Annotated in this window: 20 protein-coding genes and 2 riboswitches; of the genes, 15 read left to right on the top strand and 5 right to left on the bottom strand. The window is 67.5% G+C overall.

Features of this window, described 5'->3' with window-relative positions:
* Position 1: 1 nt before the first annotated feature.
* Genes nadC through F6W70_RS05370 form a run of 4 tightly spaced genes read right to left on the bottom strand, consistent with a single transcriptional unit; the run spans position 2 to position 4,423 of the window.
* Positions 2–853, bottom strand: coding sequence for a carboxylating nicotinate-nucleotide diphosphorylase (gene nadC / locus F6W70_RS05355; RefSeq protein ID WP_151486091.1), 852 nt, complete (start codon positions 851–853; stop codon positions 2–4).
* Complete coding sequence (gene nadB, locus F6W70_RS05360) at positions 853–2,376, bottom strand: L-aspartate oxidase (RefSeq protein ID WP_151486092.1); 1,524 nt, start codon at positions 2,374–2,376, stop codon at positions 853–855. Before nadB ends, nadC begins: the two co-directional genes overlap by 1 nt.
* Entirely contained in the window at positions 2,373–3,710 is a 1,338-nt protein-coding gene (gene nadA, locus F6W70_RS05365) for a quinolinate synthase NadA (protein ID WP_151486093.1), read from the bottom strand. Before nadA ends, nadB begins: the two co-directional genes overlap by 4 nt.
* A complete protein-coding gene (locus F6W70_RS05370) occupies positions 3,707–4,423 on the bottom strand; it encodes an NUDIX hydrolase (protein WP_055864489.1) in 717 nt (238 codons plus the stop codon). The genes nadA and F6W70_RS05370 overlap by 4 nt, the downstream gene beginning before the upstream one ends.
* 270 nt (positions 4,424–4,693) lie before the next feature.
* Between F6W70_RS05370 and F6W70_RS05375 the strand changes: the two genes are divergently transcribed.
* The 13 genes from F6W70_RS05375 (at position 4,694) to F6W70_RS05435 (ending at position 21,058) form a co-directional block, all read left to right on the top strand.
* Positions 4,694–6,382: an ABC transporter substrate-binding protein gene (locus F6W70_RS05375; protein ID WP_055864487.1), complete on the top strand. Its 1,689-nt coding sequence runs from the start codon at positions 4,694–4,696 to the stop codon at positions 6,380–6,382.
* 40 nt (positions 6,383–6,422) lie between these two features.
* Positions 6,423–7,418: an ABC transporter permease gene (locus tag F6W70_RS05380; RefSeq protein ID WP_055864485.1), complete on the top strand. Its 996-nt coding sequence runs from the start codon at positions 6,423–6,425 to the stop codon at positions 7,416–7,418.
* On the top strand, positions 7,411–8,388 hold the full coding sequence (locus tag F6W70_RS05385; RefSeq protein ID WP_017828667.1) for an ABC transporter permease: 978 nt from the start codon (positions 7,411–7,413) through the stop codon (positions 8,386–8,388). Before F6W70_RS05380 ends, F6W70_RS05385 begins: the two co-directional genes overlap by 8 nt.
* Entirely contained in the window at positions 8,385–9,236 is an 852-nt protein-coding gene (locus F6W70_RS05390) for an ABC transporter ATP-binding protein (RefSeq protein WP_017828666.1), read from the top strand. Before F6W70_RS05385 ends, F6W70_RS05390 begins: the two co-directional genes overlap by 4 nt.
* On the top strand, positions 9,233–10,108 hold the full coding sequence (locus F6W70_RS05395) for an ABC transporter ATP-binding protein (protein WP_151486094.1): 876 nt from the start codon (positions 9,233–9,235) through the stop codon (positions 10,106–10,108). The genes F6W70_RS05390 and F6W70_RS05395 overlap by 4 nt, the downstream gene beginning before the upstream one ends.
* A 155-nt stretch (positions 10,109–10,263) precedes the next feature.
* Positions 10,264–10,358, top strand: a riboswitch (glycine riboswitch).
* A gap of 1 nt (position 10,359) precedes the next feature.
* A riboswitch (glycine riboswitch) is annotated at positions 10,360–10,458 on the top strand.
* Positions 10,459–10,512: 54 nt separating this feature from the next.
* A complete protein-coding gene (locus tag F6W70_RS05400) occupies positions 10,513–11,715 on the top strand; it encodes a glycine cleavage system aminomethyltransferase GcvT (protein WP_151486095.1) in 1,203 nt (400 codons plus the stop codon).
* A complete protein-coding gene (gene gcvH / locus F6W70_RS05405; RefSeq protein WP_127482628.1) occupies positions 11,712–12,089 on the top strand; it encodes a glycine cleavage system protein GcvH in 378 nt (125 codons plus the stop codon). The genes F6W70_RS05400 and gcvH overlap by 4 nt, the downstream gene beginning before the upstream one ends.
* Positions 12,067–15,000 carry an aminomethyl-transferring glycine dehydrogenase gene (gene gcvP / locus F6W70_RS05410; protein ID WP_151486096.1) on the top strand — a complete coding sequence of 978 codons (2,934 nt, stop codon included), beginning with the start codon at positions 12,067–12,069 and terminating at the stop codon, positions 14,998–15,000. Before gcvH ends, gcvP begins: the two co-directional genes overlap by 23 nt.
* A 219-nt stretch (positions 15,001–15,219) precedes the next feature.
* Complete coding sequence (locus tag F6W70_RS05415; protein ID WP_017828661.1) at positions 15,220–16,851, top strand: peptide ABC transporter substrate-binding protein; 1,632 nt, start codon at positions 15,220–15,222, stop codon at positions 16,849–16,851.
* A 104-nt stretch (positions 16,852–16,955) separates the two neighbouring features.
* A complete protein-coding gene (locus tag F6W70_RS05420; RefSeq protein WP_055864468.1) occupies positions 16,956–17,882 on the top strand; it encodes an ABC transporter permease in 927 nt (308 codons plus the stop codon).
* Positions 17,875–18,816, top strand: coding sequence for an ABC transporter permease (locus F6W70_RS05425; RefSeq protein WP_017828659.1), 942 nt, complete (start codon positions 17,875–17,877; stop codon positions 18,814–18,816). The genes F6W70_RS05420 and F6W70_RS05425 overlap by 8 nt, the downstream gene beginning before the upstream one ends.
* Entirely contained in the window at positions 18,813–20,486 is a 1,674-nt protein-coding gene (locus F6W70_RS05430; RefSeq protein ID WP_017828658.1) for a dipeptide ABC transporter ATP-binding protein, read from the top strand. The genes F6W70_RS05425 and F6W70_RS05430 overlap by 4 nt, the downstream gene beginning before the upstream one ends.
* Before the next feature lie 2 nt (positions 20,487–20,488).
* A complete protein-coding gene (locus F6W70_RS05435; RefSeq protein ID WP_151486097.1) occupies positions 20,489–21,058 on the top strand; it encodes a PH domain-containing protein in 570 nt (189 codons plus the stop codon).
* A 5-nt stretch (positions 21,059–21,063) separates the two neighbouring features.
* Here F6W70_RS05435 and F6W70_RS05440 read toward each other — a convergent pair whose 3' ends face one another.
* Positions 21,064–21,870: a CPBP family intramembrane glutamic endopeptidase gene (locus F6W70_RS05440; protein ID WP_151486098.1), complete on the bottom strand. Its 807-nt coding sequence runs from the start codon at positions 21,868–21,870 to the stop codon at positions 21,064–21,066.
* Positions 21,871–21,972: 102 nt separating this feature from the next.
* On the opposite strand from F6W70_RS05440, the gene typA reads away from it, so the two are divergent.
* Both typA and F6W70_RS05450 read left to right on the top strand, forming a co-directional pair.
* A complete protein-coding gene (gene typA / locus F6W70_RS05445; protein WP_053095568.1) occupies positions 21,973–23,886 on the top strand; it encodes a translational GTPase TypA in 1,914 nt (637 codons plus the stop codon).
* 195 nt (positions 23,887–24,081) lie between these two features.
* A complete protein-coding gene (locus tag F6W70_RS05450; RefSeq protein ID WP_151486099.1) occupies positions 24,082–24,978 on the top strand; it encodes an aggregation-promoting factor C-terminal-like domain-containing protein in 897 nt (298 codons plus the stop codon).
* The last annotated feature ends 67 nt before the right edge of the window (positions 24,979–25,045 follow it).

The following is a 25,045-nucleotide window of genomic DNA, read 5'->3' on the forward strand; positions in this document are numbered from 1 at the left end:
GTCAGTCGATCCGTAGATCCAGGCCCAGGTCGAGGGCGCGTGCGGAGTGCGTCAGAGCGCCGACCGAGATCACATCCACTCCGGTGCGGGCGATGTCGCCGACGGTGTCGAGGTTCACCCCGCCGGAGGCTTCGACGGTGGCGCGGTCGCCGATCAGGGCAACCCCCTCGCGCAGGTCGTCGAGCGAGAAGTTGTCGAGCAGCACGGTGTGGGCACCGCCGTCGAGCACCGCCTCGATCTGGTCGAGACGATCCACCTCGACCACGACGTGGGTCGTGTGGGGAAGGCGGGACAAGGCCTCGCGCAGTGCGGTCGCGAGGTCGCGGCCGGAGCGTTTCAGCACCGCGAGGTGGTTGTCCTTCGCCATAACGGCATCGGACAGCGAGTAGCGGTGGTTGTGGCCGCCACCGGACTCGACGGCATGACGCTCGAACGCGCGCAGCCCCGGCGTGGTCTTGCGGGTGTCGGCTATCCGGGCGCCCGTGCCGTCGATCGCTGCCACGTAGGCGGCGGTGAGAGTGGCGATGCCGCTCATCCGCTGCGTGAAGTTCAGTGCGACGCGTTCCGCCGTGAGCACGCTGCGCGCTGAGCCAGAGACCGACGCGAGGACGTCGCCCGCGGCGAAGTCGTCACCGTCGCCGACGTGCAGGTCCACGTCGAGAGCCGTGTCGGTGAGCCGGAACGCGGCGGCGAACACCTCACCACCGCTGAAGACCCCGGCCTCGCGAGCAACGAGATCGGCGGTGGCGGTGGCATCTGCGGGCAGCAGCGTGGTGCTGGTCAGGTCGCCCCAGGGGGCGTCCTCTTCGAGGGCCGCGCCGACGACGCGGTTCACAGTGGCAGTGGTCAGCATCAGACGGTCTCCAGGATCGATGAGGGGGCGTGCGAGCGCGCACCGGGTTCGGGAATGGGGGCGTCGACACGATGATGAGCGCCGACCGACACCGTTCGCGCCAGCGCCGCAGATGCCGTCGCCTCCGCCAGAAGCAGCAGGTTGGCGTCTTCGTGGGCGCTCGCCGTCGTCGGCGCTGAGCTCGATGAAGACCACGCCCGCAGCGTGCGGAGTGCGTGGGTGAGCCCCTCGCCCGTCCGCAGCAGTCCGACCTCGTCCCACATGAGCTGCTGCAGGGCGGCCCGGGTGAAGGCGGGCGCTCCCGTGTCGCGGCTCTCGTGCGCGCGCGGGTCGACCGGGCAGGACTCGTGATCGACCTCCGTCCACGGCTGCGTCAGGGCGGCAGCCGCGCGGGCCCCGAACACCGCGCCCTCGAGGAGCGAGTTCGACGCCAGCCGGTTGGCCCCGTGCACTCCCGTGCGGGCGACCTCTCCCACGGCGAACAGACCGCGGACCGTCGTGCGTCCATCGAGATCGGTCACCACGCCGCCCATCAGATAGTGCGCGGCCGGTGTCACGGGAATCGGCTCATGCGCCCAGTCGAAGCCGCGCTCTCTGGTCACCCGGTCGATGGTGGGGAAGCGTCGCGCGAGGACGGCGGCGCCGAGCATCGTGGCGTCGAGCCTGACCGGTGCGCCCTGAGCCGCGGCGCGGCGGGCGATCGCCCGCGACACGACGTCGCGCGGTGCGAGCTCGCCGTCGGGGTGGCTGTCGAACACGAACCGGCGGCCCTCGTCGTCGATCAGCGTCGCACCTTCGCCGCGCACGGCCTCAGAGATCAGGAAGGCCGGGCCCGAGGCGAGGATCGTCGGGTGGAACTGGACGAACTCCAGGTCGGCGACCGCTGCTCCCGCGCGCAGCGCGGCGGCGATGCCGTCTCCCGTCGCTCCCGCCGGGTTCGTCGTGTGCGCATACAGGTGCCCTGCGCCCCCGGTGGCGAGGATCACCGCATCGGCCGACGTGTCGGAGACCACGCTGTCGCGAAGGGTCCGCAGACCGCGCACCGCACCCCCGACGCGCACGAGATCGATCAGGAAGGCGCGCTCGATGACATCGATTCGCGTCCGGCGCACAGACGCGACCAGCGCTGCGGAGATCGCCGCTCCCGTGGCGTCGCCACCCGCATGCACGATGCGGGCGTGGCGGTGCGCGGCTTCACGTCCGAGCTGCAGCGAGCCGTCAGCCGCGCGATCGAAGGCGACGCCGCGGGCGATCAGCTCGGCGATCCGGGACGCGCCCTCCGCGACCAGCACACCGACGGCTTCCGGGTCGGACAGCCCCGCACCGGCGTCCATCGTGTCGTCGGCGTGCTGCGCGGCGGAGTCGCGAGGCCCGTAGATCCCGGCGACACCGCCCTGGGCGAGTCCGGTGCAGCCGTCGCCGAGGTCGCCCTTGGTGACGATCGTCACCTCGTGGCCGGACTCGTGCGCGTGGAGCGCCGCGGTGAGTCCCGCGATGCCCGAGCCGACGACCACGACGTTCATCGCGCGCCTGCGACCGCCGGAGGCTTCGCCGCGAGCATCCGCTCCAGTGCCACCCGTGCGGGATCGGCGACGTCTTCGGAGACGGTGATCCGGTTCGGCGTGCGGCCGGCGACCAGCTCTTCCAGCACCCAGGCCAGGTATCCGGGGTGGATGCGGTACATCGTCGAGCAGGGGCACACCACAGGGTCGAGGCAGAAGATCTCGTGCTGCGGGTACTGCGCCGCGAGTCGGCGGACCAGGTTGATCTCGGTGCCGATCGCGAACGTGGTGGGCTCCGTGGCCGCGTCGATCGCGCGGCGGATGTACTCGGTCGAGCCCGCCTCGTCTGCGGCGTCGACGACCTCCATCGGGCATTCGGGGTGCACGATCACACGCACGCCGGGGTGCTCGGCACGGGCCTGGTCGATCTGGCCGACCGTGAAGCGGCGGTGCACCGAGCAGAACCCGTGCCACAGGATCACGCGTGCGTCGACGATCTCTGTCGCGGACGATCCGCCGAGCGCTCGCCGCGGGTTCCACATCGGCATCTGCTCGAGCGGCACACCCATCGCCTTCGCGGTGTTGCGGCCGAGGTGCTGGTCGGGGAAGAACAGCACCCGGTGTCCGCGCTCGAACGCCCACTCGAGGACCGTCTGGGCGTTGGAGGAGGTGCAGACGATCCCGCCGTGCCGTCCGACGAAGCCCTTGATCGCTGCGGAGGAGTTCATGTAGGTCACGGGGATCACCGGCACACGCCCGTCGGCGTCTACGGCGTCGAGGTCACCGAGCACCTCTTCGAGCTGCTCCCAGCACTCCTCGACCTGGTCGATGTCGGCCATGTCGGCCATCGAGCAGCCGGCGGCGAGGTTGGGAAGGATCACCGCCTGGTCGGGCTGTGAGAGCAGGTCGGCGGTCTCGGCCATGAAGTGCACTCCACAGAACACGATGGCCTCGGCGTCGGAGCGTCCCTTGGCTGCAGTCGCGAGCTGGAAGGAGTCCCCGACGTAGTCCGCGTGCTGCACGACCTCCTCCCGCTGGTAGAAGTGGCCGAGGACCACGACCCTGTCGCCGAGGGTGGCCTTCGCCGCCCGGATCCGCCCGTCGAGTTCTTCCTCCGAGGCTTCGCGGTACTCGACGGGCAGTTCGCCCTGTCGGGGTGCGCCGGTCGGGATGACATCCCCCATGGACGAGCCCGGTCCGTAGCCCGGTCGTGCGTCGAAATCCCAGGGGCCGGCTGCGAGATCGGTGGCGCACGTGGCATCGGTCGACGCTCCGCTGACGATGGCCTGGATCGCATGGTCGACCGAGGCGTCCAGGGGCGGGACAGCAGGAGCGGGTACGAAGGTGATGCTCATCGGGTGCTCGTTTCTTCGGGACCGAGCGGGCCACGATCGGCCAGCTCGACATCGGTGTTGTCGCGATACAGACGCGCGGGGCGGTGGCTTCCGGTACGGAACCGGTCGGTGGGGAGCAGGTTGCCCGCTGCCTCCACCTGGCGACGGAAGTTGGCGGGATCGAGGGTGCGGTCGAGGATCGCCTCATAGGCCTCCCGCAGCTCGGCGAGCGTGAACTCCGCGGGCAGGAATCCCTGCGCGACGCGGCTGTATCCGACCTTGTTGCGCAGTCGCCACAGTGCGTACTCGACGATCTCGGTGTGATCGAAGGCCAGCTGCGGCAGCTCGTCGACGTCGAACCACTTCACGTTCTCGGGGGCGGCGCCGGATGCGCGATGTGCTGCGCTCTGCGCCGTCACGTCGTCCTGTCGCAGCAGCGCCCAGTACACGATCGACACGACCCTGGTGGGGGAGCGGTCGACGGCGCCGAAGGCGTAGAGCTGCTCGAGGTAGCTGGGGGCGAGGCCGGTGGTCTCGGCGAGGGTGCGCGCCGAGGCATCGACGGGCGACTCGGTCGGCGTGAGCCACCCGCCGGGAAGGGCCCATTGGTCGGCGAAGGGCTCGCGGGTGCGCAGCACGAGCGGCAGCGCGAGCACCGCGCGTCCGTCATCCGTGCGTCGCAACGTCAGGATGACCGTCGAGACGGCGACGCGGATGTCGCTGCTTTGAGTCATGGGCACCTTAACCTCCGGGATCGATCTTAGTGTCATTCGCACCCTTAGTGCGCGTATATGACCACGATGGCGGTCGAGTCCGAAACGTTATCTGGCGGGCTCGGGGAGTCTTGTCCACCGGGACGGGGTTTGTTAGGTTACTGTCCTAACAAACCCCTTCGAGAGCGGCCGACCGGCCGCCTCCGCGGGGCCCATGAACCCCGCATCCGGGGTTCTGCTCCATCCGGAGCGATCCCTCCTGCAGTGCAGCACCGAGAGGAAACAAGAGAAATGATCCGTAACGGAAGGCGCAAGATTGCGCTCACCGCGATTGCCGGAGCATCCGTCCTCGCCCTGGGCCTCACGGCCTGTGGCGGCGGTAGCGACAGCGGCAACGCCGATGGCGACCGGGCCCTGCGTGTCTGGGCCGGCAGCCAGACCCCGATCACCGCGAACTACAACCCGTTCGCACCGACCGTGCTCCACGGCGCGCTGGGCCCGATCTACGAGCCGCTGTTCTTCTACAACAAGACGGCCGACTCCGAGCCGGTCGGCCTGATCGGCGACTCGTTCGAGTACAACGAGGACGGCACGGTGATCACCATCACCATCAAGCCCGACCTCAAGTGGAGCGACGGCAAGCCGCTCACCGCGAAGGACGTCGCGTTCTCCTTCAACTACGAGGCCAACAACCCCGAGGGCAACGGCCTGGTCTCCGCCGAGGCCACCGACGACACCACCGTCGTGCTGACCTACTCCTCGGCGCAGTACACCACCGAGTTCCAGCGCCTCGGGTCGACCTACATCCTCCCCGAGCACGTCTGGGCAGACGTCACCGACTTCGCGAACTTCGCGAACGAGGAGCCGGTCGGCTCGGGCGCCTACGTCGTCGACAAGACCACGAGCGAGTCGTACACCCTCGTCGCGAACGAGAACTTCCGCGACGCCGACAAGCTGGGTGTCAAGAAGGTCCAGTACATCGCCGTCGACAACAACCAGACCGCGCAGGACCTGCTGGCCGCAGGCAAGCTCGACTGGACCGGCATGTTCATCCCGAACCCGGATGATGTGACCGCCAACGGCAAGATCGACTGGATCAACACGCCGCAGGACCCGACGGTGCTCTACACCTGCTCGAACGCCGAGCTCGGCTGCACCGGTCCGCAGACCGACGTCGCCGTGCGTCAGGCGCTCAACGCCGCGATCGACCGCTCCACGATCAAGGACAAGGCGTTCGTCGGCCTCACCGGCGACATCTCGCCGACGTTCGCTCTGCTGCCCCGCGACGAGAAGTGGGTCGCCGACCCCGCCAACGAGGTCAGCCCGCAGGAGGCGAACGCCGCCGAGGCGGGTTCGATCCTCGAAGCCGCCGGCTACACCAAGGGCTCCAGCGGCATCTACGAGAAGGACGGCGCTCCGCTCGAGCTCACGCTCACCTCGGTCGACGGCTGGACGGACTACAACGACGCCGCGAAGCTGATCGCCGAGCAGGCCGAGGCCGCCGGCATCAAGATCACGGCCTCCACGGTGCAGTGGCAGGAGTTCTCCGACTCCCGTCAGGGTGGCGACTTCCAGCTGATCGTCGGTGGTGTGATCGGCACCTCCGTCGCCGACCCGTTCCAGATCTACCGTGACTGGTTCGGCGGTACCGCCGTCGAGTCGACGAGCCCCGTCGGCACGGAGATCCCGGCAGGGCGCTGGAACTTCAGCCGGTACAGCAACCCGGTCGTCGACACCGCCATCCAGGCGGCGATCAGCACGAACGACGAGGCCACGAAGAAGGAGCTGTACGGCACGATCCAGACCGAGATCGTCCGCGACCTGCCCTACATCCCGCTCGTCATCAACGCGACCCAGACCTTCTACAACACGAAGGACTACACGGGCTGGCCGACCGAGGAAGACCTCTACGCCTTCCCGCCGTCCTGGGGTGCCATCGCGGCAGGCTACGTCCTCACGCAGCTGCAGCCGGTCAAGTAGGAGAGGAGTCGGGGAAGAAGGCAGTCAGGAAACAAGTGACATGAAGTTCTATGCACGAAGAATCGGGTTCTACGCGTTCACGCTCTGGGCCGCGATCTCCATCAACTTCCTTCTTCCCCGGCTCATGCCGGGGAACCCGGCAGACATCATGATCGCCAAGATGCAGAGAGCAGGCGGTGAGGTCTCCGAGACCACCATCCGCAACATCAAGCTCCTGCTCGGCGGCGATGACTCCTCCCTCTGGGAGCAGTATCTGGCCTACTGGGGGCGCATGTTCCAGGGCGACCTCGGCGTCTCGGTCACCAAGTTCCCCACCCCGGTGACGGAACTCATCGCGGGTGCCCTGCCCTGGACGCTCATCCTGGTCGGCACCGCGACCGTGATCTCCTTCGTCCTCGGCGTCGTGCTCGGCGCCTGGGCCGGATGGAAGCGCGGCACCTGGGTCGATCACCTCATCCCCGCCACCACGGTGCTGCAGTCGATCCCGTACTTCTGGATGGCGCTGATCCTGGTGGCCGTGTTCGCGGTCGGTCTGGGATGGTTCCCCATCTTCGGCGGCTACGACGTCTTCGACTACCCTGACGGCCCCGAGCCGACCTGGGCGTTCTTCACCGACGCGGTGGCGCACGCGATCCTCCCGGCGCTCACGATCGTGATCAGCTCGGTCGGCGGCTGGATGTTCGGCATGCGCAACATGATGGTGTCCACGCTCGCCGAGGACTACGTGCTCACGGCCGAGGCGAAGGGGCTCCGGCCGCGCCGGGTCCTCACGACGTACGCTGCCCGCAACGCCGCCATCCCCTCGATCGCCGGCTTCTCGATCACCCTCGGGTTCGTCGTGGCCGGATCCATCGTGATGGAGCAGGTGTTCACCTATCCCGGCATCGGCAAGCTGATGTTCCAGGCCGTGACCAACAACGACTACGCGCTGATGCAGGGACTGTTCCTCGTCATCACCCTGACGGTGCTCGCCGCCAACTTCATCATGGACCTCGTCTATGGCTTCATCGACCCGAGGGCTCGCCAGAATGTCTGACACCAAGAACCCGCTCCTGACCCAGGAGCCGCCGATCACGGCACCGGCCAGCACGATCTCGCTCGCTACGCAGCAGGGACGCAAGCGTCGCCGCATCCTGCCCAGCACGTCGCCGAAGTTCATCGTCGGCGCGATCATCGTGGTCGCGATCGTGCTGTTCGCGATCATCGCGCCGATGTTCTCGCAGGACCCGCGCAGCACCGCCAACCCCGCGCTCCAGCCGCCTTCCGCGGAGCACTGGCTCGGCACGACCAAGCTCGGCAACGACATGTTCGCCCAGCTCGCGATCGGCGCGCAGGGCTCGCTGCTCATCGGCGTGACGGCCGGAGCCATCGCGATCGTGCTGTCCCTGCTGTTCGGTGTCCTCGCCGGATACCTGGGTGGCTGGCGCGAAGACGGTCTCGCGCTCCTCACCAACGTCATGATCGTGATCCCCGGACTCCCGCTCGTGATGGTGATCGCCTCCTTCGTGCCGCAGCGCAGCTGGCAGCTCGTCGCATTCGTGCTCGGCATCACCTCCTGGGCAGGGGCTGCCTATGTGCTCCGGCTCCAGACGCGCTCTCTCCGCACACGCGACTACGTGTACGCCGCGAAGGTCGCGGGGGAGCGGTCGTTCCGCGTGATCCTCGTCGAGATCATGCCGAACCTCCTGCCGTTGCTCGCGGCGCAGTTCCTGTTCGCGATCATCTTCGCGATCCTCGGTGAGGCAGGGCTCTCGTACCTGGGCCTCGGCCCCAACTCGTCGATCACCTGGGGCTCGATCCTCAACGACGCGCAGTCGGGGCAGGCTCTCGGACGCGGAGCCTGGTGGTGGTTCGTCCCGCCCGGACTCATGATCGCGCTCCTCGGTGCCGGCCTTTCGCTCATCAACTTCGCGATCGACGAGGTCATCAACCCGAAGCTGCGCAATGCGCCCGAAGCCGCGCGCCGCGTGCGCAAGGCTGCCAAGACCAAGGGAGTCACCGCATGAGCGAGCCCGTCCTGACGGCGCGGAACGTGTCGATCGAGTATGAGGTGGATCCGCCGGTGAAGGCCGTGCGTGACGTCTCCTTGACGCTGAACCGAGGCGAGATCCTGGGGCTGGCGGGGGAGTCGGGGTGCGGGAAGACGACCCTGGCGTACGGGATGAACCGTCTGCTGAAGGCGCCGGCCCTGATGACGGGTGGCGAGATCGTGTTCCATGACCGGGATGGTCATGACATCGACATCGTGGGCCTGGATGGAGAAGGCCTCAGGGCGTTCCGATGGGACAAGATCTCGATGGTGTTCCAGGGCGCGATGAACTCGCTGAACCCGGTCATCTCGGTCAAGGCGCAGATCTTCGACATCTTCGACACACACCGCCCGGGGATGAGCAAGAAGGCGAAGACCGCTCGGGCGGAGGAGCTGCTCACCCTCGTCGGGGTCGACCCGAATCGCCTGTCGAGCTTCCCGCATGAGCTCTCGGGCGGGATGCGGCAGCGCATGATGATCGCGATGGCCCTGGCCCTCGACCCCCAGGTGATGATCATGGACGAGCCGACCACCGCGTTGGACGTGGTCGTGCAGCGCGGGATCATCCGGGAGATCATGCGGTTGCGGGAGAAGCTCGGTTTCGCGGTGATCTTCATCACGCATGATCTGCCGATGCTGATCGAGATCAGCGACAGGATCGCGATCATGCTGCAGGGACAGATCGTGGAGGAGGGGACGGCGGAGGAGATCTACAGGTCCCCCCAGCACGAATACACGAAGCGGTTGCTGTCGAGCTTCCCGTCGCTCAAGGGCGAGCGGGGCGACTTCGTGCGTACCGGTGTGAGCCAGGAGGGCGTCCGATGACCACCCACAGCAACCGCGCCGACACGGCGCCGCCGCAGACGGCACGTCTGGAGGCGCGGAATCTGGTGAAGGACTTCCATCTGCGTTCCGGATTCCGCACCAACGTGCTGCACGCGGTGAAGGACGTGTCCTTCACGATCGAGGCCGGCAAGACGGTCGCTCTGGTAGGGGAGTCGGGGTCGGGGAAGTCCACGATCGCCAGGATGCTGATGAAGTTGGAGACTCCCACTAGCGGGGAGATCCTTCTGGATGGGAAGCCCTCTGGCGCCCGAGGGCGGGCCTTGGAGCGCTACCGCGCGGATGTGCAGATGGTGTTCCAGGACCCGTTCGCGTCTCTGAACCCCTTCCACACCATCGTGCATCACCTCGAGCGTCCGATCCGCCTGCACCACCCCGACCTGTCCCGCTCGCAGGTGCGCGAACGTGCGGTCGAGCTGCTGGAGCGGGTGCGGTTGACGCCGGGGGAGAGCTTCGCAGAGCGCCGCCCGCACGAGCTGTCCGGCGGGCAGCGACAGCGGGTCGCGATCGCTCGTGCCCTCGCTCCGGGGGCGCGGTTCATCGTCGCGGATGAGCCGGTCTCGATGCTCGACGTGTCGATCCGGCTGGGCGTTCTCAACCTGCTGGCTGACCTGCAGCGCGAGGAGAACCTCGGTGTGCTCTACATCACGCACGACCTGGCGACGGCTCGGCACTTCTCCGACGAGATCATGGTGCTCTACAAGGGCGACGTGGTCGAGCGCGGTCCTGCGGACGAGGTGATCCTGAATCCGCAGCACGAGTACACCCGGACTCTCCTCGGCGCGGCGCCAGAGCCCGACAACCTTGGCCGCCTCCGCGACGAGGTCCGTGCCGAACTCGGCATCGCGCGCTGACGGGCACCGGCCACACCCTCGCTCCCGTCGCACTCTCGGTCGCTCGCGCACGTTCGCAGCGGCCGAGGGCGCGACGGGAGCTTTGTTGTCGGGACGCAGGCCTCGGCGCGGGGGCCGCACCGGCTAGACTGAACCCACAACTGAAGACAGGCCGAATGACCCACGCGGGAGAGCCCCGGCGAACGCAGCCGGGCACCGAAGGAGCAAGCCTCCCCGCCAATCTCTCAGGTACGCGTACCGCGCGGTTCCGGCCACTCTGAAAAGCGATCCCGCGACCGCGCGGATCCGCCGACGGTGAAAGCCCCGCCTCCGTGCGCGGGTGAAACTCTCAGGCCTATGACAGAGGGGGAGTTCCGAGGAACGGCGATGCCGCCGTTCCGCCCGACACAGCCCGGGAGAACTCCATGTCCGACCCCCGCTACACCCCGCTCCGCGAACGCCATGAGGCGCTCGGCGCGTCGTTCACCGACTTCGGCGGCTGGCAGATGCCGGTGCGCTACACGTCCGACCTCGCCGAGCACCACGCCGTGCGCGAGAGCGCGGGCATCTTCGACATCTCGCACATGGCCGAGTTCCTGGTGACGGGCGAGGCCGCAGCGGAATTCCTCGACTACGCTCTGGCCGGCCGCATCTCGGCGATGCCGGTCGGGAAGGCGAAGTACTCGCTCCTGCTCGCGGAGGGCGGCGGCATCATCGATGATGTCATCGCCTACCGGCTGGCCGAGGACCGCTACCTCGTGATCGCGAACGCCGGCAATCGGGGCTTCGTCGACTCGGCATTCGCGAAACGCGTCCGTGATTTCCCGTCGCTCGTCGAGCGCGACCTCCCCGCTCGGGCACCGGGCGAGGAGCGCAGCTTCGCGGGGTTCCTCGGCGATCGCGGAGTCGACGTCGAAGACGTCTCCGACGACTACGCCCTCATCGCCGTACAGGGTCCGAACGCCGAGGCCATCCTCGCCGCGACCGCTGACATCACCGACGTGAGCATTCCCTGGTCCGAGCAGAAGTACTATGCCTGGGCGTCGGCGAACTACCGCGGCAAGCCGCTCCTCCTCGCGCGCACCGGCTACACGGGCGAGGACGGCTTCGAGCTTCTCGTCGCCGCTGACGACGCGGCGGCGCTGTGGGATGCTCTGCTCGCTGCCGGCACGCCGCACGGCCTGGTTCCCGCCGGGCTCGCCGCGCGCGACACCCTTCGCCTCGAGGCGGGGATGCCGCTCTACGGGCACGAACTGAGCCTTGACACCCAGCCGTCTCAGGCAGGCCTCGGACGCGTCGTCGTGACCGCGAAGGAGCACTTCGTCGGCAAGGAGGCGCTCTCCGCCGCCGCGGAGTCGACCGAGGCAGCGCAAGCGCCGGTCCTGGTCGGACTCGTGGCCGAGGGCAAGCGCGCCGGCCGCGCCGGATACGCCGTCGTCGACGAAGACGGATCGGTGCTCGGCGAGATCACGAGCGGGGCGCTCAGCCCCACGCTCGGTCATCCGATCGCGATGGCCTACGTGAAACCTTCTTCCGCGGAAGAGGGAACCGCAGTATTCCTTGATGTGCGGGGCACCAGGATCCCCGCGACCGTGACCGCCCTGCCTTTCTACCGGAGGACCAAATGACCGATCTCGCCGCACTCCACTACACCGAAGAGCACGAGTGGATCGCCGCTGACGGCGACACCGTGACCATCGGCATCACCGACTACGCCGCCGAGAAGCTGGGCGACGTCGTGTTCGTCGAGCTCCCCGCCGTCGGCACCGAGGTCACCGCGGGAGCGGTCGTCGGAGAGATCGAGTCCACCAAGTCGGTCGGTGAGCTGTACGCACCGGTCTCCGGCACGGTCGTCGAGATCAATGACGCGGCCGTCGATGACCCGTCGCTGGTCAACGCGGCGCCGTTCGAGGGCGGATGGCTGCTCAAGGTCGCCGTCGCCGCCGGTGCGCTGGATGGACTGCTCGACCGCGACGCCTATGTCGCACTCACGGAGGGCTGATTCGCCAGTGGTCACTTTCGCCGATCGTCACATCGGACCCACGGATGCCGCGCAGCGCACGATGCTCGCCGCCCTCGGTCTCGACAACGCCGGAGCGGACGATGCGCTGAGCCCGGTCGAGGCGCTCATGCGCCAGGCCGTGCCCGCGTCGATCTACACGGGCCCGTCATCCGAGGCGGCGGACGCGCCCTCGCGCATCCCGTCCGCCGCGAGCGAGACCGAGGCTCTCGCCGAGTTGCGCGCGCTCGCCTCGCGCAACACCGTGAACCGACCGATGATCGGCCTCGGCTACTACGGCACCATCACGCCGCAGGTGATCCAGCGCAACGTGCTGGAGAACCCGTCCTGGTACACCGCGTACACGCCGTATCAGCCGGAGATCTCGCAGGGGCGCCTGGAGGCGCTCATCAACTTCCAGACGATGGTCGCAGAACTCACCGGCCTCACCACGGCGAACGCATCGATGCTCGACGAGTCGACCGCGGTCGTCGAGGCGATGCTGCTCTCCCGTCGCGCCTCGAAGTCGTCGTCGACGGTGTTCGCGGTCGACGCGGACGCGCTCCCGCAGACCAGGGCGATGCTCGCCACGCGCGCGGAGGCGCTCGGTATCGACATCGTCACCGTCGACTTCGCTGCGGGCGAGGAGCTGCCCTCCGAGCTGTTCGGCGTCTTCGTCCAGTACCCCGGGGCATCCGGACGGGTGTGGGATCCGTCGGCCGTCTTCGAAGCGGCGCACCTCTCCGGTGCTCTCGCGGTCGCGGCCGCCGATCTGCTCGCTCTCACGCTGATCGCCTCGCCCGGTTCCCTCGGTGCGGACGTGTCGGTCGGCACGACGCAGCGCTTCGGCGTTCCGATGGGCTTCGGTGGCCCGCACGCGGGCTACATGGCGGTCCGCTCCGGTCTCGAGCGTCAGCTGCCCGGCCGTCTCGTCGGCGTCTCGGTGGATGCCGACGGCAAGCCCGCCTACCGGCTCTCGCTGCAGACGCGTGAGCAGCACATCCGCCGTGAGAAGGCGACGTCGAACATCTGCACCGCGCAGGTGCTGCTGGCCGTCATGGCGTCGATGTACGCGGTCTACCACGGTCCGGACGGGCTCCGAGCGATCGCCGTGGACGTGGCCCGCAAGGCGGACGCTCTGGCCACCTGGCTCATCGAGCTCGAACTCGACATCGAGCACAGGGAGTTCTTCGACACTCTCCGTGTCCGCGTGCCGGGCCGCGCCTCCGAGATCGTCGCCACCGCGCACGACGCGGGCTATCTCCTCCACGAGGTCGACGCCGACACCGTCGGCGTCTCGGTCGACGAGACCACGACGTTCACCGACCTCGACCGGGTCGCGGGCTGCTTCGCATCGGGTACAGGGCGCTCCTTCGGCTACATCGCCGCCTCCGAGCACGGCCGGCTTCCCGAGGCGCTGCTGCGTCAGGATGAGTACCTCACGCACCCCGTCTTCCACTCGCACCGCTCGGAGACCGCCATGATGCGGTATCTGAAGAGCCTCTCCGACCGCGACTACGCGCTCGATCGCGGCATGATCCCCCTGGGCTCGTGCACGATGAAGCTCAACGCGGCGACGGAGATGGCAGCCATCAGCTGGCCGGAGTTCGCCGGTATCCACCCGTTCGCTCCGGCCGCCGACGTGCAGGGCTACCTCGAGCTCATCGAGCAGCTCGAGGGCTGGCTGGCCGAGGTCACGGGGTATGACGCGGTCTCGCTGCAGCCGAACGCCGGTTCGCAGGGTGAGCTGGCCGGCCTCCTCGCCATCCGCGGCTATCACCACGCGAACGGCGACGCGCACCGCACGGTGTGCCTCATCCCGTCGTCGGCTCACGGCACGAACGCGGCCTCGGCCGTGCTCGCGGGGATGAAGGTCGTCGTCGTGGCGACGGACGAGCTCGGCAACGTCGACCTCGACGACCTGCGCGCGAAGATCACCCTGCACGCCGACGACCTCTCCGCTCTCATGATCACCTACCCCTCCACGCACGGCGTGTACGAGGAGCAGGTCGTCGAGATCACGGCCGCTGTGCACGACGCGGGCGGACAGGTGTACGTCGACGGCGCGAACCTCAACGCGCTGCTGGGCTATGCGCGCTTCGGCGACCTGGGCGGCGATGTCTCGCACCTCAACCTGCACAAGACCTTCGCCATCCCGCACGGCGGCGGCGGGCCCGGCATCGGACCGGTGGCGGCGAAGTCCCACCTCGCGCCGTTCCTCCCCTCGCACCCGCTCGCACAGAGCGCCGAGCACTTCGGCGGTTACACGTTCGGCGGCGGCGTGATCTCCGCGGCTCCGTACGGATCCGCGGGCATCCTGCCGATCTCCTGGGCCTACGTGCGCATGATGGGAGCCGATGGACTGCGTCGGGCCACCGCTGCGGCCGTGCTGTCGGCGAACTACATCGCGGAGCGCCTCAGCGCCCACTTCCCGGTGCTCTACACCGGCGAGAACGGCCGCGTGGCGCACGAGTGCATCCTCGACCTCCGCCCGCTCAAGGAAGCGACCGGCATCACGGTCGACGATGTCGCCAAGCGCCTCATCGACTACGGCTTCCACGCGCCGACCATGTCTTTCCCCGTCGCGGGAACCCTCATGGTCGAGCCGACCGAGTCGGAGGACCTCGACGAGATCGAGCGGTTCGTCGAGGCGATGGTCATGATCAAGGCCGAAGCGGACGCGGTCGCCGCCGGACGCTGGCCCGCGGACGACAACCCCCTCGTGCACGCGCCGCACACCGCGGTGTCGCTCATCGCGGGGGAGTGGAACCATGCGTACTCGCGAGAGGATGCCGCCTATCCCGTGCACGCCCTGGTCGCCGGCAAGTACTGGCCGCCGGTGCGTCGCATCGATCAGGCGTACGGCGACCGCAACCTCGTGTGCGCCTGCCCGCCGGTGGAGGCTTTCGCCTGAACCACGTGCTCATCTGAGCAGACGGTGCCGCGCTTCTGTATGGGAGCGCGGCACCGTCTGCTGTTTCGCGGTGTTTCCCCGGTGTTACAGATGGTCACCACTCAGTAACAGTTCGTTAGCTGAAGAGGACGGTTCGCGAACCGGCGGGTTACGCTCAGGTATCCCTGCGTGCTCGACGATGCGCACGCAGAACCCCGAATGTCCACAGGAGGACACAAAGTGAAGCGCAACAAGATCGCCCTTGCGGGCACCGCGTTGTTCGTGATCGGCGCCCTGGCGCTCGCGGGCTGCGCCAGCGGCGGAAACGAGTCGAACGGCGACGCCGGCGGAAACGTCAACGCGGACGCCATCATCACGACCAACGGATCCGAGCCGGAGAACCCGCTCATCCCGACCAACACCAACGAGGTGGGTGGCGGAAAGATCCTCGACGAGATCTTCGCAGGGCTGATCTACTACGACGCCGAGGGCAAGCCGGTCAACGACGTGGCTGAGGAGATCACCACCGAGGACCCCCAGAACCTCACGATCAAGATCAAGGAAGGCCTGACCTTCACCGACGGTGAAGAGGTCACGGCCGACAACTTCATCAAGGCGTGGAACGAGGGCGCGAAGCTCTCGAACGGCCACCTCTCCAGCTACTTCTTCGAGGACATCGAGGGCTTCAGCTACGACGAGGACTCCGAGCTCACCGGCCTGAAGCAGGTCGATGACTACACCTTCACGATCGCGCTCAACAAGCCGGCCTCCGACTTCGCGCTGCGTCTCGGCTACTCGGCGTTCTACCCGCTGCCCGATGTCGCATTCGAAGACATGGATGCCTTCGGTCAGAACCCGATCGGCAACGGCCCGTACAAGATCGCCGACGAAGACGCGTGGCAGCACGACGTCCAGATCGAGCTCGTCCGCAACGACGACTACGACGGCGGACGCAAGGCGGCCAACGGCGGCCTCACCATCAAGTTCTACGCGACGCAGGAAGCGGCGTACGCCGACCTGCTGTCGAACGAGGTCGACGTCATCGACGCGATCCCGACGAACTCGCTGGCCGTCTTCACCGACGAGCTCGGCGACCGCGCCGTGAACCAGCCCTCCGCTGTGTTCCAGTCGTTCACCATCGGCCAGTTCCTGCCGCACTTCAGCGGCGAAGAGGGCAAGCTGCGTCGTCAGGCGCTGTCGATGGCGATCAACCGTGACGAGATCACCGAGACCATCTTCTCGGGCTCGCGCACCCCGGCGAAGGACTTCACGTCGCCGGTCATCGCCGGCTGGTCCGACTCGGTCCCCGGCAGCGAGGTCCTCGACTACGACCCCGAGAAGGCGAAGGAGCTGTGGGCCGAGGCCGACGCCATCGCCCCGTGGGAGGGCACGTTCAAGATCGCGTACAACGCCGACGGCGGACACGACGCATGGGTTGACGCTGTGAGCAACAGCATCAAGAACACCCTGGGCATCGACGCATCGGGCGACCCGTACCCGACCTTCCAGGACCTCCGGTCCAAGGTCAACGACCGCACCATCACCACCGCCGCACGTTCGGGATGGCAGGCCGACTACCCGGGTCTGTACAACTTCCTCGGACCGCTCTACGCGACCGGCGCCGGTTCCAACGACGGTGACTACTCGAACCCCGAGTTCGACGACCTGATCAAGGCCGGTATCAGCAACCCCGACGCCGACGCGCAGATCGAGGACTTCACGAAGGCGCAGGAGGTTCTGTTCCAGGACCTGCCCGCGATCCCGCTGTGGTACTCGAACGTGACCGGTGGCTTCAGCGAGAACGTCGACAACGTGACGTTCGGCTGGAACTCGGTTCCGCTGTACTACGAGATCACGAAGGCCGGCGAGTAAAGCCCGACGGCACTTCACCTGTGAGGCGGTGACGATTCTTCGTCACCGCCTCACAGGCTTGTGTTCGCCTCGCTTCTCTCACCCCTCTAAGAAGGGACAAGCGGATGCTCGGTTACATTCTGAGACGTCTTCTGCAGGTGATCCCGGTCTTCTTCGGAGCCACCCTGCTCATCTATTTCCTCGTGTTCGCCATGCCCGGCGATCCGATCCTCGCCCTGTTCGGGGACAAGACCCCGAACCCCGCTGTCCTCGAGCAGCTGCGCGAGCAGTACCACCTGAACGATCCGTTCATCGTCCAGTACTGGTACTACATCACCGGTGTCCTCCAGGGTGACCTGGGCACGACCTACTCCGGTCGCCCGGTTTCGGCGGTCCTCGCCGCCACCCTCCCCGTCACGGGGCGCCTCGCCGTCATGGCGATCGCGATCGAGTTCACGCTGGCGATCATCATCGGAACCATCTCGGCGCTGCGCAAGGGCAAGCTGTTCGACAACGTGTCGCTCGTCGTCGCCCTCGTCGCGATCGCGATCCCCATCTTCGTGGTCGCGTTCCTCGCGCAGTACTTCCTCGCGATCCAGCTCGGATGGTTCAAGCCCACCGTGGGCGCGGACAACGACTGGGGCGGGCTGTGGCTCCCGGCGATCGTCCTCGGGTTCAGCCTCTATGCCGTGAGTATGCGTCTGATGCGCAGCTCCGTCATCGAGACTCTGAACCAGGACTGGGTGCGCACCGCGTACAGCAAGGGTCTCTCCCGTAACCGGGTGCTTCCCGTACACGTGCTGCGCAACTCGCTGATCCCCGTCATCACCAACTCCGCCACGAACTTCGGCGTGCTGCTCGTCGGCGCCACCGTCACCGAGGGAATCTTCAACGTCCCGGGTGTCGGTAACACGCTGTTCCAGGCGATCCAGCGCGGCGAAGGCCCCACTGTGGTCTCTTTCGTGACGGTATTCGTCATCCTGTACGTGCTGGTGAACCTTCTCATCGACCTGCTCTACGGTCTGCTCGACCCGAGGATCCGCTATGCCTGATTCCACACCTCAGCACTACGTCGCCCCGGTGGAGACCGAGTCGATCTCCGTCGACGCCGTCCGTATCTCGGACAAGCCCAGCAACCTGTGGAGGGACGCCTGGTTCGACCTGCGCCGTCGCCCCCTGTTCTGGTTCTCGATCGCGCTCGCGCTGTTCTTCCTCGTGATGGCATTGTGGCCGACGCTGTTCACCTCCACACCCCCCAACGAAGGCTGCCAGCTCTCCAACAGCAACGGCGGGCCGACCGAGGGGCACCCCCTCGGATTCACGTTCCAGGGGTGCGACATCTACGCCCGCATCGTGTGGGGATCGCAGACGTCGCTGGCTGTGGGCCTGATCGCCACCGTGATCTCGTCTGTGCTCGGCCTGATCATGGGAGCCCTCGCCGGTTTCTACGGCGGCTGGCTCGACGGACTGCTGTCGCGCATCGGTGACATCTTCTTCGCGATCCCGTACATCCTCGCGGCCGTCGTCGTGATGACCGTGTTCCGGGACGCCCGGTCGGTGTGGACTCTCGCGTTCGCCATCGGGGCGTTCGCCTGGGCCTCGACCGCGCGTGTCGTTCGGGCGGAGGTGCTCCGCGTCCGCCAAGCCGACTTCGTGATGGCATCGCAGGCGCTCGGGCAGTCGAAGTTCAAGATCCTGTTGAACCACGTCGTACCGAATGCGATCGCTCCACTGCTCGTCGTCTCGACGCTCGGCCTCGCTGCGGCCATCGTCGCTGAAGCCACGCTGTCGTTCCTCGGAGTGGGGCTCGGCAGCGACGTGATGTCGTGGGGCAACGACATCGCGAAGGCTCAGGCCTCGCTGCGCGTGGCGCCGATGGCACTCATCTATCCGTCGATCGCCCTCACCCTCGCGGTGCTGGCATTCGTCACCCTGGGCGAGCTCATCAGAGACGCCCTCGACCCGAAGGCGAGGGCACGCCGATGAGCGAGCGCGTCACCGAACAGGTCCCTCTGCTGAGCGTCCGCGACCTCACGGTCGCCTTCCGCACCCAGGAGGGGCTGCGCGAAGTGCTCCACGGAGTCAGCTTCGACATCATGCCGGGCGAGACCGTCGCCATCGTCGGCGAGTCGGGATCAGGCAAGTCCACGACGGCCACGGCCATCGTGAACCTGCTTCCCGGAACCGGAGAGGTCACCGCGGGGTCCATCACCCTCGACGGGCGAGAGCTCACGACACTGAACCGCCGTGAGATCGAGGCCGTGCGCGGTCGGGACATCGGCTTCGTGCCGCAGGACCCGATGTCGAACCTCAACCCCGTCTGGAGCATCGGATTCCAGGTCAAGGAGGCGATCCGTGCGAACGGCATCGCCCGGGATCGCGGGAGTGCCAAGGCGCGCACGATCGAGGTTCTGCAGCAGGCGGGCCTGGCCGATGCCGAGAAGCGACTGCATCAGTTCCCGCACCAGTTCTCAGGCGGCATGCGTCAGCGTGCGCTGATCGGTATCGGGCTCGCGGCAGACCCCAAGCTGCTCATCGCCGACGAGCCGACCTCGGCTCTGGACGTGACGGTGCAGCGCGTGATCCTCGACCACATGGCCTCGCTCACCCGCGACAAGGGCACCTCGATGCTCCTGATCACGCACGATCTTGGCCTCGCGGCCGAGCGTGCGAACAAGATCATCGTGATGAACGGCGGCAACATCGTCGAGGCAGGGCCGAGCCGCCAGATCCTCGAAAACCCTCAGCACCCCTACACGAAGCGCCTGGTCGCTGCGGCGCCCAGCGTCGCGTCGCAGCGCATCCAGGCAGTGGTGGAGGACCGAGGCATCGAGACGATCGAAGACCTCGCCGCCATCCCTCCGACGGTGCGTGTCGCGGGGCTCACGAAGGACTATCGGATCCGTCAGGGAGGGTTCCGCAGCGAGGCCTTCCGAGCGGTCGATGATGTGTCGTTCGAGATCCCCCGAGGAAAGACGCTCGCTCTCGTGGGCGAATCGGGCTCCGGCAAGTCCACGGTGGCGAAGATGGTGCTGAAGCTCGAGGAGCCCACCAGCGGCACCATCGAGATCGACGGCCGGGACGTGTCGAAGCTGTCGAGCGCTCAGGCGTTCGGCCTGCGTCGTCGCATGCAGCCGGTCTTCCAGGACCCGTACGGCTCGCTCGATCCGCTGCGCAACATCGGCAACACGATCGCCGAGCCGCTGCAGATCCACGGCGTGGGCGATCGCGCGTCGCAGCGCGAACGCGTCGAGGAGCTGCTCGATCAGGTCTCGCTGCCGCGCGTGCTCGCCACTCGGTACCCGAACGAGCTGTCGGGCGGACAGCGTCAGCGCGTCGCGATCGCGCGTGCACTGGCACTGAAGCCCGACATCATCGTGCTCGACGAGGCCGTCTCGGCGCTCGATGTGCTCGTGCAGGACCAGGTGCTGCAGCTGCTCGCCGAACTCCAGTCCGAGCTCGGGCTCACGTATCTGTTCATCACGCACGACCTCGCCGTCGTCCGCGTGTCGAGCGACCTCGTGTGCGTCATGGAGAAGGGCAGGATCGTCGAGCAGGGCACTGTCGACGAGATCTTCGCCAACCCGCAGCAGGAGTACACCGACCGTCTGCTCAAGGCGATCCCCGGGGCGTCGATCCCTCTCGGCGGTCGCTGACGGTGACCGAACCACAGCATCCCGAGGGCGCGCGAACGTATCGCGCGTCCTCGGGACTGGTCATCCTGATCCCGAGCACGCTGCTCGCGTTGTTCCTTCTCGGCGACACCGTCGTGCGAGGGAGCTGGGTGCAGATGCTGCTCATCGCCCCGTGGGTGCTGCTGGCTCTGTGGGTCGTCTACGAGCTCAGTTACGTCTCCTCGGTTCGGGTGGACCCCGAGGGCGTCGTCGTGCAGAACATGCTGCGCCGTACCAGCTTCGGCTGGAACAACGTGCGCGACATCGACCTTCGCTGGCAGCTCCAGTTCTCGCTCGACGATGGACGAGACCTCACCTGCTACGGCGGCCCCGCCCGTGCCAGGCCACCGCGCCCCGCACGGGGTGACGCCGCCGAACCCAAGGCTCCCGCCGGCCTCCGCGCCCTCACGGAAATCCGCGATCTCTGGGAGGCGGCGCCTCCCGTGCCCACGTCGATCCGTCGCACCTGGGACGCCCCCGCGCTCATCGCACTCGCCGTGATCGTGCTCTGGGCGATCGGGGCGATCATCGTCGCCGGCACCGCCTCGCCCTGAGCTGATCAGCCGGGCAACCCGAACAGCTCGGGCCAGGTGGCCGCCGCCCACGGGTACCCCACGAACGCGGCGGCGTCGATGACGAAGTGCGCCACGAGGAACGGCATCAGCCGGCCCGACCGCTGATACAGCCATCCGAAGAGCAGGCCCATCGCGAGGTTGCCGATGAACGCCGGATACCCCTGGTAGAGGTGGTAGCTGGCCCGCAGGACCGACGTGGAGACGATGATCGTCCACGGGTTCCAGCCGAGCTGCCGGAGCCGGGTGAACAGGTATCCGAGCAGGACGAACTCCTCCTGCAGCGATGCCCGCGCCGCGGCCAGCAGCAGCACCGGCACGGTCCACCAGTAGGCGTCGATCCCGGCGGGGTCGATCGCGACCGTGAGCCCGAGAGCCCGGCCGGCGAGGTAGAGGCCGAGGCCGGGGATGCCGATCGCCAGGACGAGGAGGACGCCGCGACCTGCATCCTTCGCGACCCCCGTGCCGTCGAGCCCGAGTCGCGCCAGGTGCGGGCGTCGGGACTGCCACAGCAGGAAGCACACCAGCACCACGGGCACGAGCGAGAAGCCGATCGCGAGCACCTGGTAGATGAGGTCGAAGACCTCCCTGTCGCTTCGCGAGGGATTGAGCTTCGCCACCTGCTCGGCGAGCGGCACCTCGTCGGTGAGGCGGTAGGCGAGCTGCACGATCGCGTACACGGCGGACTGGCCGAGGCCGAGGGCCAGGACGATCGCGATCTCCACCCACAGCCGGGCACGGGACGGGGCGGGGGAGAGGTCGGGGAGGTCCCACGGAGCCTGCGGTCGGGTCACGATCTCGATGCTACGACCTGCTTTTCAGGAACAAGCCCTGAGCTTGCGTTATCCTGGAACGTCGGCTTCCCGGCGAAACCCCACATCTTTTAGGACACCTGTATGGCGCACGCCCTCCGTTCTGACCTCCGCAACGTCGCGATCGTGGCGCACGTCGACCACGGCAAGACCACTCTCGTCGACGCCATGCTGCGTCAGACGGGCTCCTTCGGCGAACACGCTCACGTCGACGAGCGCGCCATGGACTCGAATGATCTGGAACGTGAAAAGGGCATCACGATCCTCGCCAAGAACACGGCGATCACGTACAAGGGCAAGCACGCCCAGGGCAAGGAGATCACGATCAACGTGATCGACACCCCCGGTCACGCCGACTTCGGTGGCGAGGTCGAGCGCGGCCTGTCCATGGTCGACGGTGTCGTGCTGCTCGTCGACGCGAGTGAGGGCCCGCTGCCGCAGACCCGCTTCGTGCTGCGCAAGGCGCTCGAGGCCAAGCTTCCCGTCATCCTCCTGGTCAACAAGACCGACCGCCCCGACGCCCGCATCGCGGAGGTCGAGGAAGAGGCGCACGACCTGCTGCTGGGTCTCGCCTCCGACCTGGTCGACGATGTGCCCGACCTCGATGTCGACGCTCTCCTCGACGTGCCGGTCGTCTACGCCTCCGGTCGTGCCGGTGCCGCATCGCAGAACCGTCCCGCCGACGGATCGCTGCCGGACAACGACGATCTCGAGCCGCTGTTCGAGGCGATCCTCGAGCACGTTCCCGCGCCCGCGTACGACGACGAGCACCCGCTGCAGGCCTGGGTCACCAACCTCGACTCCAGCCCGTTCCTCGGCCGTCTCGCACTGCTGCGCGTCTTCAACGGCACGCTGAAGAAGGGCCAGACCGTGGCCTGGGTCCGCGCCGACGGCACCCACCAGAACGCGCGCATCACCGAGCTGCTGAAGACCCGTGCCCTCGAGCGCTACCCCGCCGATTCCGCCGGCCCCGGCGACATCGTCGCCATCGCCGGCTTCGAGAACATCACGATCGGCGAGACCATCGCCGACCCCGAAGACGTGCGTCCGCTGCCGGCCATCACCGTCGACGACCCCGCCATCTCGATGACCATCGGCACCAACACCTCGCCCCTCATGGGCAAGGTCAAGGGGCACAAGCTCACCGCTCGCATGGTCAAGGACCGTCTCGACAAGGAGCTCATCGGCAACGTGTCGCTCAAGGTCGTCGACATCGGGCGTCCGGATGCGTGGGAGGTGCAGGGCCGTGGAGAGCTCGCGCTCGCCATCCTCGTCGAGAACATGCGCCGCGAGGGCTTCGAGCTCACCGTCGGCAAGCCGCAGGTGGTCACGAAGAAGATCGACGGCAAGACCTACGAGCCGTTCGAGCACCTGACCATCGACACTCCGGAGGAGCACCTCGGAGCGATCACCCAGCTGCTCGCGAACCGCAAGGGTCGCATGGAGAACATGACCAACCACGGCACCGGCTGGGTGCGCATGGAGTTCATCGTTCCGTCGCGCGGCCTGATCGGCTTCCGCAGCGAGTTCCTGACCACCACCCGCGGCACCGGCATCGCGAACGCGATCTCGCACGGCTACGAGCCGTGGGCCGGTTCCATCACGACACGTCAGAACGGCTCGATCGTCGCCGACCGTCAGGGTGTCGTCACTCCGTTCGCCATGATCGCCCTGCAGGAGCGCATGTCGTTCTTCGTGCAGCCCACGCAGGAGGTCTACGAGGGCATGGTCATCGGCGAGAACTCCCGCGCCGACGACATGGACGTGAACATCACCAAGGAGAAGAAGCTCACCAACATGCGTGCGGCGAGCTCCGACACCTTCGAGTCGATGACGCCTCCGCGCCAGCTCACGCTGGAGGAGAGCCTCGAGTTCGCCCGCGACGACGAGTGCGTCGAGGTGACCCCCGAGGTCGTCCGCATCCGCAAGGTGAACCTCGACGCGAACACTCGTGCGCGTGAGACCGCCCGCCTGAAGCGCCAGGACGCGAACGTCTGAGACCCGTCTCGGAGATGCTCCGAGTGAGAGGGCCTCGTGCCGCCGAAAGGCGCGCATGGGGCCCTCTTCTCATGTAAATCCCAGGTGAGGGATGGTTTTCGTTCAGGTTCATGGTTCAGAGTGGTTCACTTGCGCCTGGGACGAGCTCCCGATGAGTCTCCTGCAAGGGCGTACGACCACCCGAAAGTCGAACCCATGCTTCACAAGACCCGTGCGCTTCGGCGCGCCTCCGCGGCAGCCTCCGCCCGAAACGCCGCGCACCGCCCGATGACCATCCTCGGCGTCGCCTCGGCCGCCCTCGTCGGCATCACCTTGAGCGTCGGCCTCGCCTCCACCCCCGCCGTAGGTGCCATGAACGCCGCGTCCGCCGTCACCGCTCCCGCCCTCGCCGGCGCCGAGCCGCTCGCGCAGATCACGGAAGACGCCTCGACGACCCTGGCGCAGGCGAAGGGCGCTGTGGCGGCGGCCGAGACGCTGGAGTCCGAGGTCGTCGCCTCCGGGCTCGACGTCGGCGTCGTGACGTCGGTCGACACCTCCGACCTCGTCAGCGACATCGACAAGCTGGATGACAGCGACGTGACTCCGGTGCTTCTGGTGGGCATCCTCGCCGACAAGGCGGAAGAGGAGACGGCGAACGTCGTCGCCGATACCGCAGAGCTGCGCAGTGCACTCACCGCGGCGCAGCAGAAGCAGGCGGAGGAAGAAGCCGCGAGGATCGCGGCGGAGCAGGCGGCAGCTCAGGCCGCCGCGGAGCAGCAGGCGGCGGCCGCGCTGGCCGCAGCGAATACGCCGGAGGGCGCCAAGGCCTCCGCGCAGCAGATCATGTCGAGCACCTACGGATGGGGCGGCGATCAGTTCTCCTGCCTGGACTCCCTGTGGAACAAGGAGTCCGGCTGGAACTACCAGGCGTACAACCCGAGCGGTGCCACCGGCATCCCGCAGGCGCTTCCCGGCAGCAAGATGGCATCAGCCGGATCCGACTGGCAGACGAACGCCGCCACTCAGGTCGCCTGGGGACTGGGATACATCTCGTCGGTGTACGGCACTCCCTGCAGCGCATGGGCGCATTCGCAGGCCATGAACTGGTACTGATCCCCGCCCGTGCTCCCGAGGATTCTCTAGCCATCGGCGGGCGTCGAGCGCTACGGTGACTCTGACG

This window comes from Microbacterium maritypicum (assembly GCF_008868125.1).
In the GTDB taxonomy this organism is placed as follows: Bacteria; Actinomycetota; Actinomycetes; order Actinomycetales; family Microbacteriaceae; genus Microbacterium; species Microbacterium maritypicum.